The 16,664-nt window shown below is 36.5% G+C and carries 16 protein-coding genes, 2 tRNA genes and 1 rRNA gene; 13 read left to right on the forward strand and 6 right to left on the reverse strand.

The window, feature by feature from the left end:
• Positions 1-105: 105 nt before the first annotated feature.
• The 3 genes from V9G42_08580 to V9G42_08590 all read right to left on the reverse strand — a co-directional run bounded on the left by V9G42_08580 (position 106) and on the right by V9G42_08590 (position 1,907).
• A tRNA-Ala gene (locus V9G42_08580) sits at positions 106-182 on the reverse strand.
• A gap of 29 nt (positions 183-211) precedes the next feature.
• Positions 212-286: transfer RNA gene (locus V9G42_08585), tRNA-Ile, on the reverse strand.
• A gap of 98 nt (positions 287-384) precedes the next feature.
• Positions 385-1,907, reverse strand: a 16S ribosomal RNA gene (locus V9G42_08590).
• A gap of 408 nt (positions 1,908-2,315) precedes the next feature.
• Between V9G42_08590 and V9G42_08595 the strand changes: the two genes are divergently transcribed.
• The gene (locus V9G42_08595) at positions 2,316-3,056 is read left to right on the forward strand and encodes a methyltransferase (GenBank protein MEI2759467.1); all 741 of its coding nucleotides are present in this window, start codon (positions 2,316-2,318) and stop codon (positions 3,054-3,056) included.
• A gap of 153 nt (positions 3,057-3,209) precedes the next feature.
• Here the strand turns inward: V9G42_08595 and V9G42_08600 are convergent, their stop codons facing one another.
• Positions 3,210-4,535, reverse strand: a complete 1,326-nt coding sequence (locus tag V9G42_08600; GenBank protein ID MEI2759468.1) for a saccharopine dehydrogenase C-terminal domain-containing protein — start codon at positions 4,533-4,535, stop codon at positions 3,210-3,212.
• Positions 4,536-4,724: 189 nt separating this feature from the next.
• On the opposite strand from V9G42_08600, the gene V9G42_08605 reads away from it, so the two are divergent.
• From V9G42_08605 to crcB, 12 genes are all read left to right on the forward strand, one after another.
• Entirely contained in the window at positions 4,725-5,201 is a 477-nt protein-coding gene (locus tag V9G42_08605; GenBank protein MEI2759469.1) for a hypothetical protein, read from the forward strand.
• Positions 5,194-6,102: a hypothetical protein gene (locus V9G42_08610; GenBank protein MEI2759470.1), complete on the forward strand. Its 909-nt coding sequence runs from the start codon at positions 5,194-5,196 to the stop codon at positions 6,100-6,102. The genes V9G42_08605 and V9G42_08610 overlap by 8 nt, the downstream gene beginning before the upstream one ends.
• A 3-nt stretch (positions 6,103-6,105) precedes the next feature.
• Complete coding sequence (locus V9G42_08615; GenBank protein MEI2759471.1) at positions 6,106-7,251, forward strand: beta-ketoacyl-ACP synthase III; 1,146 nt, start codon at positions 6,106-6,108, stop codon at positions 7,249-7,251.
• On the forward strand, positions 7,251-7,664 hold the full coding sequence (locus tag V9G42_08620; GenBank protein MEI2759472.1) for a hypothetical protein: 414 nt from the start codon (positions 7,251-7,253) through the stop codon (positions 7,662-7,664). The genes V9G42_08615 and V9G42_08620 overlap by 1 nt, the downstream gene beginning before the upstream one ends.
• Positions 7,648-8,655, forward strand: coding sequence for a BtrH N-terminal domain-containing protein (locus tag V9G42_08625; GenBank protein ID MEI2759473.1), 1,008 nt, complete (start codon positions 7,648-7,650; stop codon positions 8,653-8,655). The genes V9G42_08620 and V9G42_08625 overlap by 17 nt, the downstream gene beginning before the upstream one ends.
• Positions 8,656-8,668: 13 nt before the next feature.
• Positions 8,669-9,409: an ABC transporter ATP-binding protein gene (locus tag V9G42_08630; GenBank protein ID MEI2759474.1), complete on the forward strand. Its 741-nt coding sequence runs from the start codon at positions 8,669-8,671 to the stop codon at positions 9,407-9,409.
• A complete protein-coding gene (locus V9G42_08635) occupies positions 9,409-10,680 on the forward strand; it encodes an ABC transporter permease (protein ID MEI2759475.1) in 1,272 nt (423 codons plus the stop codon). The genes V9G42_08630 and V9G42_08635 overlap by 1 nt, the downstream gene beginning before the upstream one ends.
• A complete protein-coding gene (locus tag V9G42_08640; protein ID MEI2759476.1) occupies positions 10,677-10,946 on the forward strand; it encodes a phosphopantetheine-binding protein in 270 nt (89 codons plus the stop codon). The genes V9G42_08635 and V9G42_08640 overlap by 4 nt, the downstream gene beginning before the upstream one ends.
• Before the next feature lie 11 nt (positions 10,947-10,957).
• On the forward strand, positions 10,958-12,151 hold the full coding sequence (locus V9G42_08645) for a beta-ketoacyl-[acyl-carrier-protein] synthase family protein (protein MEI2759477.1): 1,194 nt from the start codon (positions 10,958-10,960) through the stop codon (positions 12,149-12,151).
• Positions 12,152-12,181: 30 nt separating this feature from the next.
• Positions 12,182-13,192: a GTPase ObgE gene (gene obgE, locus V9G42_08650; protein ID MEI2759478.1), complete on the forward strand. Its 1,011-nt coding sequence runs from the start codon at positions 12,182-12,184 to the stop codon at positions 13,190-13,192.
• Positions 13,189-13,761, forward strand: coding sequence for a phosphatase PAP2 family protein (locus V9G42_08655; GenBank protein MEI2759479.1), 573 nt, complete (start codon positions 13,189-13,191; stop codon positions 13,759-13,761). Before obgE ends, V9G42_08655 begins: the two co-directional genes overlap by 4 nt.
• Positions 13,762-13,983: 222 nt before the next feature.
• Positions 13,984-14,364, forward strand: a complete 381-nt coding sequence (crcB, locus tag V9G42_08660) for a fluoride efflux transporter CrcB (GenBank protein MEI2759480.1) — start codon at positions 13,984-13,986, stop codon at positions 14,362-14,364.
• A gap of 60 nt (positions 14,365-14,424) precedes the next feature.
• Here the strand turns inward: crcB and V9G42_08665 are convergent, their stop codons facing one another.
• Positions 14,425-15,060 (reverse strand): LysE family transporter, encoded by a 636-nt coding sequence (locus V9G42_08665; protein MEI2759481.1) that lies wholly within the window; start codon positions 15,058-15,060, stop codon positions 14,425-14,427.
• A gap of 18 nt (positions 15,061-15,078) precedes the next feature.
• Complete coding sequence (locus V9G42_08670; GenBank protein ID MEI2759482.1) at positions 15,079-16,626, reverse strand: GH3 auxin-responsive promoter family protein; 1,548 nt, start codon at positions 16,624-16,626, stop codon at positions 15,079-15,081.
• Positions 16,627-16,664: the final 38 nt, after the last annotated feature.

The raw sequence follows: 16,664 nt of genomic DNA on the forward strand, positions 1-16,664 counted from the left end.
CGATAGTGGATTTGCACCAATTTAATTCCAAAAGGAACGCTTTACTAATATAAGCTAATTGTTTAAGTAAAATAAATCACCGTTGTGATTTATAACAAGTTAATATGGTGGAGGTGAACGGATTCGAACCGATGACCCCCTGCGTGCAAGGCAGGTGCTCTAGCCAGCTGAGCTACACCCCCGAATCAAGTAAAAGACTTGATTAATTATGTAGTCCCGAGCAGATTTGAACTGCTGACCCCTACATTATCAGTGTAGTGCTCTAACCAAGCTGAGCTACGGGACTATTAAATAAGGAATAGTTCCTCGTTGAAGCACCACGTTAACTCGAGTGGTAATAAATGAAGAATAAGGGAAATAACAAGCAATATAAAATCGCTCCAGAAAGGAGGTATTCCAGCCGCACCTTCCGGTACGGCTACCTTGTTACGACTTAGCCCCAGTCATCGGTTTTACCCTAGGCGACTCCTTTCGGTTATCGACTTTAGGTACTCCCAACTTCCATGGCTTGACGGGCGGTGTGTACAAGGCCCGGGAACGTATTCACCGCAACATTGCTGATTTGCGATTACTAGCGAATCCAGCTTCATGAGGTCGAGTTGCAGACCTCAATCCGAACTGAGACCGGTTTTAGAGATTAGCTCCATGTTGCCATGTGGCTGCCCATTGTACCGGCCATTGTAGCACGTGTGTAGCCCTGGACGTAAGGGCCGTGATGACTTGACGTCATCCCCACCTTCCTCACCGCTTGCGCGGGCAGTCTTCTTAGAGTCCCCAGCATAACCTGATGGCAACTAAGAATAGGGGTTGCGCTCGTTGCGGGACTTAACCCAACACCTCACGGCACGAGCTGACGACAGCCATGCAGCACCTAGTTTCGCGTCATTTCTGAAAGACTCTTTTCGGAGTCGGTCGCTAACTTTCAAGCCCAGGTAAGGTTCCTCGCGTATCATCGAATTAAACCACATGCTCCTCCGCTTGTGCGGGCCCCCGTCAATTCCTTTGAGTTTCAACCTTGCGGTCGTACTCCCCAGGTGGATAACTTAATGCTTTCGCTTGGCTGCTGACAGTATATCGCCAACAGCGAGTTATCATCGTTTAGGGCGTGGACTACCAGGGTATCTAATCCTGTTTGCTCCCCACGCTTTCGTGCCTCAGCGTCAGTTACAGCTTAGCAAGCTGCCTTCGCAATCGGTGTTCTGTGTCATATCTAAGCATTTCACCGCTACATGACACATTCCGCCTACCTCAACTGTACTCAAGACTAACAGTATCAACGGCAATTCTGCAGTTAAGCTGCAGGCTTTCACCACTGACTTATTAGTCCGCCTACGCACCCTTTAAACCCAATAATTCCGGATAACGCTTGCATCCTTCGTATTACCGCGGCTGCTGGCACGAAGTTAGCCGATGCTTATTCTGACAGTACCATCAACCCTTTACACGTAAAGGGGTTTTGTCCCGTCTAAAAGAAGTTTACAACCCATAGGGCCTTAATCCTTCACGCGGCATGGCTGGATCAGAGTTGCCTCCATTGTCCAATATTCCTTACTGCTGCCTCCCGTAGGAGTCTGGTCCGTGTCTCAGTACCAGTGTGGGGGATCATCCTCTCAGACCCCCTACCGATCGTTGCCTTGGTGAGCCGTTACCACACCAACTAGCTAATCGGATGCATGCTCATCTTTAACCCCCGTAGGTTTAATATTAAAATGATGCCATTTCAATATATTATGCGGTATTAATCCTCCTTTCGGAGGGCTATCCCCCAGTTAAAGGTAAATTGCATACGTGTTACTCACCCGTGCGCCACTCTCATCAAAATATTGCTACTTTGAATCCCGTTCGACTTGCATGTATTAGGCCTGCCGCTAGCGTTAATCCTGAGCCAGGATCAAACTCTTCGTTGTAGTTTGTCTTTTAATTCTTTTCTTGGCCGAAGCCAAGAAGTAAGAATATAATGCTCTGGGATTTTATTCATGTCCTGATTTTGTGCTTTTTTAAAATCAGGTCAGGCTTGTTATTTCCTTTTAATCTTCAAAGAACGTTTAATATATTTTGATAAACTAAAATATCGTTTTCAAAATGGGAGCGCAAAAGTAGAACTCATTTTTCAATTGCGCAAATTTATTTTAAACTTTTTTTATTTTATTTTTAACTCCGTTGAGTTAAATCCCTTTTTGGTTATTTTGGGGCTGCAAAGGTAACTCTGTTTATGGATATGCCAAATAATATTTCAATCTTTTTTATCAACATTGCTAAATATTGTGATAATATGTTGGTAAGCAGCAGGATAAATTAGATATTTGCCATAATTTATGTCAGAAAGCAGCCAAAATCACTTTAAATTTAAAGAGTTTATCGTTCATCAGGAGAATTGTGCTATGAAAGTTGGCACTGATGGAGTCCTTTTAGGTTCTTGGGTTGAATGTAATATTAATGTGTTAAACATATTAGATATCGGTACGGGGACAGGATTGCTGGCATTAATGCTGGCACAAAAGTGTAACGCACTGATTGATGCTATAGAAATAGATAGCAGTGCATATAATCAGGCGAAACGAAACTTTCATGAATCGAAATGGAAGGAAAGGCTTAATGTTATTCATCAATCGGTACAGCAATTTGCCGCAAATTCAAAAAAGAAGTATGATTTAATTATCAGTAATCCACCGTTTTTTATCAATGCACAGAAGTCGCAACAGTTAAATAGAAATGTGGCAAGGCACTTAGATGATTCATTTACCATGGATGACTTAATTGTATCGGTGGTGAAGTTGTTGAGTGATTCCGGAAAGTTTTGTCTTATACAACCAGTAAAAGAAGGAGGTATTTTTATAGAGGCGTGTGAAAAGCATGGCTTGTATCTGAATAAGCTAATCAGAGTCAGAACTAAAGATGGTAGAGAGGATAAAAGATTGCTTCTATGCTTAAGTAAAATTAAGGATTCAATAGTTACAGGTTTTTTATCTATTCAAAACATTGATGGAAGGTATACTGATGAATATATAAAGCTGACAAAAAATTATTATACACATTTGCCTGAGCGACTTTCCTAACAAACATTTTCACGACTTGAAATATTTAACCAACTGTTTTATGATTTTGATCGCAAATTTTTTATAGTTATTAACTCTATGTAATGTTGTTCTTATATTAAAGAGTTTTCAATAACATGCTTTATTGCCTCAGATGTATCAGAATGAACAGAATTACCAATGCTCTTCTTTAAAAACGACATTGTGTTCTATAAGTTCATTCAACACAGGTTCATAAATTTCAGAAACAACCGGAATTGCCACCCCCTTCGACTTAATTTTTCCATTAAGAATAAGTTTTGAAGCGATTGCCATAGGTAAACCAACTGTTTTAGACATAGCAGTTGCTGTTTCGTTTTCGCCTTTTACACTTAATGATGAAATATGTGTTTCAGTTTTCCCGTTAAGATTATATTCAAATTTATGTTGCATAACTACAAGGTCTAAATCACCATTTTCCATTTTCCATTTTGACTCCAATAAATTAAGTAGAATTTCTGCAGGGGTACCACTGCTAAGAGGAATTGGTGTTTTTTCTAAAACACCGGTCCATTTTATTCTTTCCCAATCATCGGCTGAAAGATTTAAATATGAAAATTCTGATTGTAGTTTTTGGAGTATGGGACTATCATTGTCAGACAAATAGGAGTAAATCCAATCATGGTAAGTCAGTGACGAAGTGTCTATGATATAAGTGTCGTCAGTTATCCCAAGATGTACAAACAAATTCCAAGCTGAACAATATCCTATATATCGTAAAGTGCCACGCAGCAGGGTTGAGATGTTCTTTAGATTATACGTTTCAGTATAAGCATTTGAATTTCTATTGGCATAACCTTCAAACTGACCAGTGCCTGATATATTTATTTTTTCTGTTTGTGAAAACAATCGATGGTAGGGGGTGAACTTGTTTTTTCGATTTTGTCTATATAATGCTGTGCCTTGTCCTGCGAGAATAACGTTTTTGGGATTCCATGTAAATTTATATCCCCATGGATTGTTGTTGGATTCAGGTGAGACTAAGCCTCCGGTAAAAGATTTAAATGAAGTAATTTCTGCACCTTTTGACTGTAATGAATGAATTATTTGCATTGCAGACATATGATCTATTCCGGGGTCCAGACCGCACTCATTTAAAAAAATAAGGTTTTTGTTTTTTACATCATTGTTAAGTGCACTCATCTGCTCAGAAACATAAGATGCTGTTACTAAATTTTTGCTTTCTGACAGACATTCAATTGCAGCAATAGTATGAAGTGCCGGGGGAAGAAGAGAAATTACAATGTCAGCTTTAGTGATCTCTGATTTTCGCTGTGATTGATCATTTATATTAAAATCAATGGCATTTGAAGAAGGATGATTTTTTGTTTTAGATTTAGCTAATTCAAGTGAAGCATCGGCAACAGTAACATGCCAATTTTGTTCCTGAGCATTTGAAAGCAGATAGTTAATAAGATGCCAGGAAGATTTTCCTGCTCCTAAAACAAGTATTTTACGCATATTAAAAATTAAATAGGATGCAAAAGTACAAATTGCATGGTTGAATATTTTTTGTTTTAGTAAAGTGTCCGGCTTTTACTGTATCGAATACATGCGACAAAAAACTTATTTTTACACCGATTTGAATGAGGGATAATTTGTGCAAAAAAATTTTATTGATACTTGAAGATGATTTCATCATAAACTGAAATGAGAGTAGTATTTAGCTGTATTTTGTTTATCGTAATTAATATAAAGCCTGATGAGGACATGAAAATGTTTATCAGGGTTGTGGAAAATTTGTCAACTTCTGATACTGTTGTTATGAATAAGCTTATTGAAGAAGTTAGCGTTTCTAAAACCAACTTAGCACAAGGTTGTCAAGGAGCTTTACTGATGAAAAAAGCAGATTTGGTGAAACGACCTGCAGAGAAATTAAATTTATTTAAAGAAGGAAAGAAGTTGCTGGAGAAAGAAATTAGGCAAGATAGTTCCAATGTAAATTTTAGAATATTGCGATTGATTATTCAAGAAAACAGCCCTGCATTTTTAAAATATAAGAGTAACTTAAATGAGGATGCAGTCATTGTGCAGAAAAGTTTTAATAAGCTTTCATATCAGTTACGTAATTTGATGATAGAATATTCTAAAAACTCCAAATATTTAAATCTAAAAGACCGTGAGTAAGAGAATATTAGTTTTATATTATTCACAAACCGGTCAATTGAAGCAGATAGTGAACAACTTTTGTTCGCCATTTATTAACTCTGGGTGTGATGTTGAATTTGTTGAAATTGTTCCGAAGGAAGAGTTTAAATTTCCTTGGAATGGGGAGCGATTTTTTGATGCAATGCCTGAGTGTGTATTGGACATTCCTATTGCCATAAAAAAAGTAGAGGTTTCAAAAGACCATTATGACTTAATTGTTATTGCCTGGCAACCTTGGTTTTTATCTCCTTCATTACCGATAATTTCGGCCTTGAAAGATTCCTTAATCAAATCTGTAGTTAACCAAACACCTGTTATTACAATTTGCGGTGCACGTAATATGTGGATTTCGGCACAGCAGAGAATCAGAAATTGGATTAGAGATAATAATGGAATACATGTTGGCAATTTAGTTTTAAGAGACAGGCATCACAATTTGATAAGTGGCATTACAATACAATACTGGCTTTTCAAGGGGAAAAAGGACAAAATGTTTGGTGTTTTCCCAAAACCAGGTATCAGTGATGCAGATATAGAGAGCAGTAAAAATTTTGGAGCTGAAGCATGTGAAAGATTGTTGAAAAATGAATGGAAGGGCTTACAGCAAAATTGGATAAATCACGAAGGAGTATTTGTTAGCCCCAGGTTGATGTTTGTGGAAGGCCGGGCAATAAAAATATTTACAGTATGGGCTAAGCTGATTAGAGGAAAGCAAAACCGTAAATTATGGATAAATATTTTTAGAATGTATCTTTTATTTGCTTTATTTTTACTTTCACCGATTGTAATTCTGTTATTTACACTAATAATACAACCAATTTTTAATAAATCATTAAATAGGCAAAAAGATTTCCATGAAGGTGTAAATTTGCAGCCCTAAGTTATGTTACACGAAGTTTACATTACCCGACTATCAAGGTTTTTGCCCAATAAGCCTGTATTGAATGATGAGATGGAGCAGTATATCGGTTTGATTAACGAACATTCAGCCAAGTCAAAGCGAATTGTTTTGCGTAATAATGGTATTAAGTGTCGTTATTATGCTTTAGATAAAAATGGTAAAGCAACTCATACTAATTCAGAAATGACAGCACTTGCGATTAGAGCGCTTTTTGTTAATCGCCAGGAAGAAATCAGGGAGGTTGATTTATTGAGCTGCGGTACATCGTCACCAGACCAATGGATGCCATCACATGCTGTGATGGTTCATGGTTGGCTTACGGAGGCAAGAGATATGGAGGTGGTGTCGCCAACGGGTAATTGTTGCTCCGGCATGCATGCTTTAAAATATATATGGCTTGCAGTAAAAACGGGTCAATCTAAAAAAGCAGTTGTTGCCGGCTCGGAACGTACTTCCAGAATCATGCATCATCAGTCGTTTGAAGAGGAAGCTAAAAAACTTTCTCAGATTGAAGAAAATCCATACATATCATTTGATAAAGAATTTTTAAGATGGATGTTAAGTGATGGAGCTGCGGCAGCATTAGTAGAAAATAAGAAGAATGATACGGGATTGTCGTTGCGAATTGACGCCATAGAAGGAGTGTCTTATGCACATTTAGTAGAGCCATGCATGTATTCTGCAGCCGATAAAATGGATGATGGATCATTTGTGAGTTATATGGATATGTCTCCAGCAGAGATTGTATCGAATTCTGTATTGAATATAAAACAAGATGTAAAATTGTTAAGCAAGTACATTGTTGATTTAGGTTCTGATAAATTAATATCTATGCTTAAAACACATAGTTTGGCAGGAGATAAAATAGATTGGTTTTTGCCTCACATTTCAAGTGAGTTTTTCAGAGATAAAATGGACGAAGGATTTCGTTCTAAGGGGTTAGTTATTCCAATGGAAAAATGGTTTACCAACTTATCTGAAGTTGGTAATGTTGGTGCTGGATCTATTTATCTGATGCTTGAAGAATTGATGAGAACTAATCGCCTAAAGCAAGGAGAAAAAATTGTATTAGCAGTTCCGGAAAGCGCACGTTTTTCGTATGTGTTTGCTATACTAACTGTTGTTTAATGGACAAAAAAGATATTCCGCAAGATCATAGCGCACTAGTCAACTATATTAAGGAGTTGTGTTATGCTGTTGGTGAAGATGGACAATATACAACTGCTAACAGTACCGGATGGGATGTTAAAACCAATGCGTTGAATGTAGCCTGGCAGGACATTGAACAAAGAATTATTGCAGCGTACAATAAAGTAAAAAATCATGAAGTAAGTCCTATTTTATATTTCATGGAATTGCGCTTAATGGATATTGGTATTTTAAGTGCTTATACAGGCTTCTGGAAGTGGACCATCAAAAGACATTTGAAGCCAGCTGTTTTTATTAAGCTCGACAATAAAATTTTGTCAAAATATGCTTTAGTATTTGAAATAGATGTTGAAGATTTGAAAACAGAAAAATTTAATGAAGATAAATTTTAATCACCAGCAATCGGCACATTGTGAGAATGGTGTAACTGTTAATCTTTTGAATTATTCGGGGTTGAAACTCACCGAGCCATTAGTGTTTGGTATGGGTTCGGGGTTATTTTTTATTTATATTCCATTTCTAAAGGTTAATAATGCTCCGGCTTTTTCTTTTAGAACAATGCCGGGGTTAATCTTTAAAAGAACATGCAGTCGTTTAGGAGTGAAGGTTATAAGAAAAAAGTTTCGTTCGGAATTTGAAGCACAAAGAATACTTGATGATTGTCTTTCAAAAAACCAGCCAGTTGGATGTCAGGTTGGAGTTTACTATCTGACTTATTTTCCGAAGGAATACCGTTTTCACTTTAATGCACACAACCTTGTAGTTTATGGAAAGACAGATGATAGGTATTTGATCAGCGACCCAGTAATGGAAGGTGCAACATCCTTAACATCGTTTGAATTAAGCAGAGTGCGATTTGCTAAAGGACCATTAGCACCTAAAGGACAATTATATTATCCGGAAATTGATAAAGTTGTTTCTGATGATAAAATCATCTATGCGATAAAACGCGGTATAAAGCAAAACATTAGAGATATGCTTTATATTCCGGGGCCAATAGCAGGTGTCAGTGGGATAAAATTTGTTGCAAAGAAAATTCTCAAATGGTATGATAGTTTAGGAGAAAAAACCACTGGTTTATATTTGGCGCAATTGGTGAGAATGCAAGAAGAAATTGGTACCGGTGGTGGTGGATTTCGTTATATCTATGCAGCGTTTTTGCAGCAGTCGAATCCATATATTAAGAATGACAAAATCGTTAAAATAGCAGAACAGTTTACAAAGGCAGGTGATATGTGGCGTGATTCAGCAATACAATCGGCAGGAATATTTAAAGGCCGACTTACAGAAAGGGCTGATTTTGTGAATATGCATGACAGATTGATGCAGATTGCTGCTGCAGAGAAAACAGCATTTACTGATTTGTCCAAAATAAAACTGTGAAAGCATAAACTTTATGGATGCACTCACTGTATCATCATTAAATTATTCTTATAAAAATACTGAAAATGTTGTATTGTCTAATTTAAACCTAAATGTAAAAAAGGGAGAAGTGTTTGGTGTGTTTGGACCTAATGGTGCCGGTAAAACAACATTATTGTCATTAATCACAGGAATATTGAAATTGCAGTCAGGTACTATTTCAATTTTAGGGAAAGATGCATTTACTCAGCGAAAAGAAATTAATCAGTTAGTTGGATATGTGCCACAAGATTTTGCATTCTACGAAGAGTTAAGTGCTTTAGAGAATCTGAGTTTTTTTGGTGCCATGTATGGTTTAAAAGGGAAATCTTTAGACAGTAGGTCAAATGAATTGCTTGGGGTGTTTGGTTTGATGCATGTTGCAGAAAGGCAAGTCAGAGAGTTTTCTGGTGGAATGAAACGCAGACTAAACATTGCAATTGGTTTGTTACATGAGCCACAATTACTGATACTTGATGAACCTACAGTAGGTGTTGATGTTCAAAGCAGGTTGGCTATATTGAGTTATCTGAAAAAAATAAATTCTGAGGGGACAACAATTATCTATACTTCACATTTGCTTAAAGAAGCAGAAGAATTTTGCAATCGCATTGCATTAATTGACATGGGGCAGGTGGTAGTTGTTGATACATTAGCAAATTTGCTTTTGCAGAATCAATGCAAGTCACTTGAAGAAGTGTTTATTAAATTAACCGGTAAAAGTTACAGAGACTAATGAGCCCGTTAGCAGCATCAATTGTCAAGGAGTTTAAAGTTCTTTCGCGAGATAAAACCGGACTGTTTTTGATGTTTTTGATGCCTCTTGCATTAGCATTGCTTATGACTGTTTTACAAAACAGTGCGTTTAAGATTGTTAATGAAAACAAAGTTGATTTAATGGTAATCAATAATGACTCTAGTAGTCTGTTTTTTCAGAGTTTTAGTAAAGGTCTTGAACAAACCGGAATGTTTAATTTAAGTTTTAATGACGCTAGTAAACCAAGTTTTAAATTGTCAGAAGATAAAGAATCTATTGTAGTTGTAATGGTTCCTAATGGATACACCTATGCACTTGATCAGGAAATTAAGTCAAAGGCAGAACAGTCATTACAATTATTTGGTATGCTCGATACAGTTTCGACAGAAGAAAAAGTAACATTAAAAAATCTTGAATTGAGTTTTGATCCGGTACTACAGGAATCGTATCGCTATTCAATAAAATCAACTATCTTATCGGTAGTCATGGCTATTCAGAACGAAATGCTGTTAAAACAACTTTTTTATGATGTCAATCAATCGCAACCTGATTCTGCTGCATTAGAAAAAATATTGCCAAAGCCATTGTTACTAAGCGAGTCGTTGATAAAAGAAAATAGTGCTGCAAACCCAAATGCAACACAGCATAACATACCGGCATGGACGTTGTTCGCCATGTTTTTTACGGTAATCACATTAGGTGGAAACATTGTGAAAGAAAAAAGAAGCGGAAGTTTTTTAAGAATTAAAACATTGCCTGTATCAATTGCTCAAGTGTTGATTGCAAAACAAGTGGTCTTTTGGGTGGTGACTGTTTTGCAGACATTGGTTTTGTTTTCAATCGGATTTTTTTTATTTCCGGTGTTGCAATTGCCTCCATTAATAATAACATCAGGAATATTGCCATTGCTTTTTGCTACATTATTTTGTGGGTTATGTGCGGTAAGTTATGCATTGTGTATTGGCGTTTATTCTGACACTGTTGAGCAAGCTAATGGCTTTGGTGCTGCTTCTGTGGTTATCTTGGCGGCAATAGGAGGTATTTTTGTGCCTTTATTTGCCATGCCTGAAGTTTTTAAATTAATTGCAAATATTTCGCCATTCAGTTGGGCAATGAAAGCATACTATTCAGCAATATTGGAAATATCGCCATTTCATATCCTACTGCTAAATGTTTTACCTTTGCTTTTGCTGACAACAATCCTTCAGCTTATTGCCTATATCGGTTTAAAACGGAAAAATTTATTATGACAAAAGAAGAAATAAAGCCAGAGTTAAAGAAGCATATCATTAAATATTTAAATCTGCTTGATTTAACTCCAGAAAGTATAAATGATGACCAACCTTTATTTGGAGAAGGGGGTTTAGGATTAGATTCTATTGATTCCATTGAATTAATTGTTCTTTTAGAGCGCGAGTATGGTATAAAAATTACAGACCCAAAAGAAGGAAGAAAAATATTGATTGATGTCAATACTATTGCTGATTATATAATTCAGCATAAGCCTTCAAAATAAGTTTTAGCATTGTGGAAGATGTTTGTATAACAGGCGTTGGTTTGATAACATGTGTTGGAAACAATGCAAGTGAAAACATAAGTGCTATTCATAGTGGACAAACAGGAATAGGCGTTCCGAAAAATGTAAAGAGTAGGTATGCAACAATTTTGCCATTTGGAGAAGTGAAGCTATCGGATATGCAGCTAGCCGAAGAATTAGCAGTTGGAGAAAAAGTTGTCAGCCGTACTCAATTATTGGCTCATAAAGGATTTAATGAGGCGATTAATAATAGTGAGTTACATCTTGATGATTTGAGAAATGCAGAAACCGCTATAGTGCTATCTAGTACTGTTGGAGGTATGTATCTTACAGATGAATTATATGTAGATTCAAATAATCTTTCTAAAGGTTCTGTTTATCTCTCTTTATACGATTGTGCCTCCATTGGAATTTATTTACAGCAACTTACCGGAGCAAAGGGAATCATTAATACTATTAATACAGCTTGTTCATCTGGAGCAAATGCTTTGATATACGGAACGAGGCTAATAAAATCCAAACGCGCCAAACGTGTTATTGTGGGTGGTGTAGATTGTCTTTCTAAGTTTACAATAAATGGCTTTAATGCATTGAATATATTGTCGGCAGAAAGATGCAGACCATTTGATAATAATCGCAATGGATTGAATCTTGGAGAAGGTGCCGGTTTTCTTATTTTAGAGTCATCAGATAGCATAAAAAAGGAAAAAGTAATAGCCAGAATCAGCGGCTTTGCAAATACCAACGATGCATACCATCCATCTGCATTGAGTGATGAAGGGTTTGGTCCTTTGGCTGCAATGCGTGGTGCATTGGAATATGCAGGTTTGATGCCAAATGAAATTGACAGTGTTATTGCTCACGGTACAGGAACACAAAATAATGATAAAGTAGAAGGCTTATCAATTAAAAAACTTTTCGGAGAATCGTTGCCACCGGTGTGTTCTTTAAAATCTATTTTAGGACATACATTGGGTGCAGCATCAGCTGTTGAAAGTGTGCTGGCTGTAATTGGGATTAGAGATGGTTATGTTTATCCAAGCAGAAATTTCGAAATTCCTGATGAAGAGACCGGACTAGTACCTAACATAAATTTCAAGAAAGAAGAGATTAAGAATAGTCTTGTTAATTCATTTGGGTTTGGAGGTAATTGCAGTTCATTAATTTTCTCCTCTGTAAATTGAAAATAGAAAAGTATAAATCAGTTAAATTAAATGGAGAAAAATTTTGTTGATTATGTAAAAATATGTTGTCGCTCAGGTGCAGGTGGCCCCGGATATGTACATTTCCACAGAGATAAAAAAACTGCAAAAGGAGGACCAGATGGAGGTGATGGCGGACGTGGTGGACATATTATAGTTCGTGGTAACAAACAACTTTGGACATTATTACATTTAAAATATCGTAAACATATTCTTGCAGAGGCCGGAGAAAAGGGAGGCAATGCACTTTGTACCGGTGCTGATGGTAAAGATGAAATATTGGAAGTGCCCATAGGTACTATTGCAAGAGATTTTGAAAGCAACAAATTTTTGTTTGAAATTGAAGAAGATGGTCAGGAAGTGATTTTGGCCAGAGGTGGGAGAGGGGGAAAGGGAAATGCTTTTTTCAAAACATCTACATTACAAACACCACGTCATGCTCAGCCCGGAGGAGAAGGTGTTGAAGAATGGAAAATATTAGAGTTGAAATTAATGGCTGATGTTGGTTTGGTAGGGTTTCCAAATGCCGGAAAGTCAACACTGCTTTCAGTAGTTTCTGCTGCCAAACCCGAAATCGCAGATTATCCTTTTACCACACTTGTTCCTAATCTGGGCATGGTAAACTATCGTGACGACAAATCTTTTGTGATGGCAGATATTCCCGGTATTATTGAGGACGCACATAAAGGGAAAGGGCTCGGCTTACGTTTTTTAAGACATATTGAACGAAATTCAATCTTATTATTTATGATTGCTGCTGATGCAAAGAGTATTAAAGAAGAATATAGGATTCTTAAAAATGAACTGCGTCAACACAATCCTGAATTGTTAGACAAGAGAAGAGTGATAGCCATTACAAAGTGTGATATGCTGGATGATGTCTTGATAAAAGAAATGAAAAAGGAAGTACCCAATGATAAAAATCCGGGGAACACTAAGGTGCCTGTGGTTTTTATTTCTTCTGTTTCGGGTTTCAATATCCAAAAACTTAAAGATGTTTTGTGGAAAGAACTTAATGAATGATTGAACTGATTAAGTCATTAGATACGCAATTGTTTTTATTGCTGAATTCATGGAACTGTCCGGCCATGGATACTTTTTTTTATTATGCAACAAACAGGTTTGTGTGGATTCCACTATATGTTCTGCTGCTGATAATGGTGGTGAAAAAACTTAAAACCAATGCATGGAAAATGATGCTGATGATTGTGGTGCTCATCGTTTGCAGCGATCAGGTTTCTGTATTGATTAAAGACAATGTAAAACGTTACAGACCCTGCCATAATCTTAAAATTCAGGAGAAAGTACATAAGGTAAATAACAAGTGCGGTGGTAAATATGGCTTTGTTTCGTCACATGCTACAAACACGATGGCACTCTTTGTTTTTTTGGTATTGTCTGTTTTCAGGAAAGAGCGTTTGATTGTTGGCATACTGACATTTTATGTATTGCTTGTTTCGTACAGCAGAATATATTTGGGAGTCCATTATCCCGGAGATATTATAGGAGGATGGCTATTGGGCTTACTGATTGCAGTGATACTTTTTAGCCTTTTGAAGAGAAGTATCCATGGGCTGACAGCCATAAAATAATCTGCAGTTAGATAAGGAATTTCAAGAAAAAATCGGACTTACGCAAAGCGAAATCAGTAAAATTGAAAACGAATTGAACAACGGGCCTCAAAAAAATTAAACTTCAAGTCTCCTAAAGAAGTATTTTTGTGTGAAACTTTATATGGAAATATACCTTTCAAATAAAGTGAATTCTGTTATATCAAATATAATTTTCAAAAACCGAATTAGGACATTTACGGCATGAACATTAAAACAATTTTTTCAATCGGAGCGGGATGTTTTATCGGTGGGGTGTTGCGGTATTTACTTTCACAATGGCTGCAGAGCAAAGATTCAGCCTCATTTCCTATCGGCACATTGGTTGTAAACATTATTGGCTGTTTTTTCATTGGCATTGTTTTCAGCCTGGCAGAAAAAGGCAATATGCCAATTGCATGGCGATTGTTTTTAGCTACCGGATTGCTGGGAGGGTTTACAACTTTTTCGGCTTTTTCGATGGAGACATTTCTGATGTACAGACATGGTTACTATGGCATGATGCTTACTTATGTTTTGTTGAGTTTGGTTTTGGGAATAGGAGCTACCTTTTCTGCAATGATGTTAGCAAAACATTTTCAATAAACAGGAAGTGTATTTAGCAAGTTGAGTGTAAGCAGGCAACTTAAAATAATTTTGATAATATTAATGATGAAAAGCCTGCCAGCAAGCAACGAGGAGTGTGTAAATACCAAAGCATAGCAGCGCCATACCTGTGATGCGGTTAAGCCAGGTTAATAAATTTAATGTTAAGATAGATTTTAATTTATGGGCTATGTAGGCTTTAAATAAGTCGAAAGAAAAAATAGTTATTAAAATAGCCCCATAAAATAGCAACAGGTGGTTGATGGTGTAATGCTCTTTTACAGAAACCGTACCTGACACACCTATCCAGAAGAAGAGGACGGAAGGGTTCATAGAATTTATCATAAATCCTTTCAGGATATAAAGACCTTTTCTATCAGATTTTTCGTTTAAGGTAATTGCTTCGGCAGGGATAGTATTTTTTTTAATGATGAGTGCAATTCCAAATCCTATGAGCAAAATGCCGGAAACAATTCCCGCAACAAACCTATGGTTGTTGAGCAGTAGAATAAAATTACTTCCGAAATAGGCAATAAAAATAAAAAGGGCATCACTGATAAGAACACCAAAAGCAACTCTACTGGCAAAGCTGAATCCTTTTCTAAGGCTTATGTTAATGATTAGAAAAAAAACAGGTCCTGCCAGAATTGCCAGAAAACAACCTAAAAGAAATCCGCTAATTACAGGCTCTATCAAAACTTCAATAGTTAAAAATTAAGCTTCTTGTTTTATAGTATCACGTTGCGACTCAATAAATTTTTCCCAATCCTGAAAAACTTTGTTTTTCATTACTCTTGGAAATTTATTCTGAGCCCCAATTTTACCTTGCAGTTCCATCCATTTATAAAACCATGATGTTGGAATTATTTCAACAAAAATTTCTTTCAGTGCACTTTTTCTTTCAACCCTATAATCGTCATTAAGTATTTTCAGTTTTTCGTCAATTAGCTTTTTGAGATTCTCCGAATCGCTATATGTGTCACAGCCAACGTACCATTTATGGGCAAATAAAGATTGATAGGGAATACCTGCAACAGCAAACTCCGGTATATCAATATTTAATTCATCAGAAACAAGTTCAATAGCTCTATTCATATTGTCAACAGAGAGGTGCTCACCACATAAACTCAGGTAGTGTTTTGTTCTTCCTATAATCTGGATTTCGCATTTTTCACTATTGGTAAAAGTAATTACATCACCAATTAGATATCTCCAGGCACCGGAGCAGGTAGTTAATAATATTGCATAAGGTTCATTGGCTACAACTTCATTCAATAAGAGTGTTTTCGGTTTATGTTTTAATTCACCATCTGCATCAAAATTGTCTTCGTTAAATGGGATGAATTCATAAAATATTCCATTGTTAATTAATAGCCTCATGCCTCGTGTGTTTGGTTCATCCTGATAAGCAATAAATCCTTCAGAAGCTAAATAGGTTTCAATGTAATAAATTTGTTTCCCCAGAAGTTTGCTGAATCCTTTTTTATAAGGTTCAAAGGAAACTCCACCATGAACATAAATTTCAAGGTTGGGCCATAGTTCGTGAATGTTTTTGAGTTTATAGTGATCGAGTATTTTTTCAATCAATAATTGTACCCATGCAGGAACACCTACAATGATGCCGATGTCCCAGTTTTTTGCTTTTTGTGTTATTTCTTCAAGTTTTGCATGCCAGTCTTTTTCTCTGGAGATTTTACGTCCCGGTTTATAAAAATGTTGAAACCAAAAAGGAATTTGACTTGCGGTAATCCCACTTAAGTCACCTTCAAAATAGCTTCCTTGCTGATGTAAATGAGTACTACCGCCTAGCATTAATATTCCTTTCTCAAAAGTTGAGAAGGGTAAGTCGTATTTCGATAAAGAAAGAATCTGTTTTAAACTGGCTTTCTGTATGGCTTTTGACATATCTTTTGTGACCGGAATATGTTTACTGGAAGAGCCGGATGTTCCAGAACTTAATGCAAAGTATCGAACTTTGCCTGGCCAACAAACATTTTCCTGATCATGGAGGCTTTTATTCCACCAATTTGAAAAAATTGAATTATAATCATGAACGGGGACTGTTGCTCTGAATTTTGTAACAAAATTTTTATTCCCCAGCATACCTTGAAAGTTGTAAGCTTCACCGAACATAGTAAATTGAGCCTTACGGATAAGCTTTTTTAGTACTCGCTTTTGTGAAATAAAAGGAGAAAAGGGTACAATCTCAATTTTCCCTCGAAGGTCAATACTTGCCTTAATTATTCTGCCAATCAAAGTCATACCAAAAAGTTTGCAAGGCTAAAAATAGGAAATACTTT

Source organism: Bacteroidia bacterium, from assembly GCA_037045145.1.
Taxonomy (GTDB): domain Bacteria; phylum Bacteroidota; class Bacteroidia; order AKYH767-A; family OLB10; genus OLB10.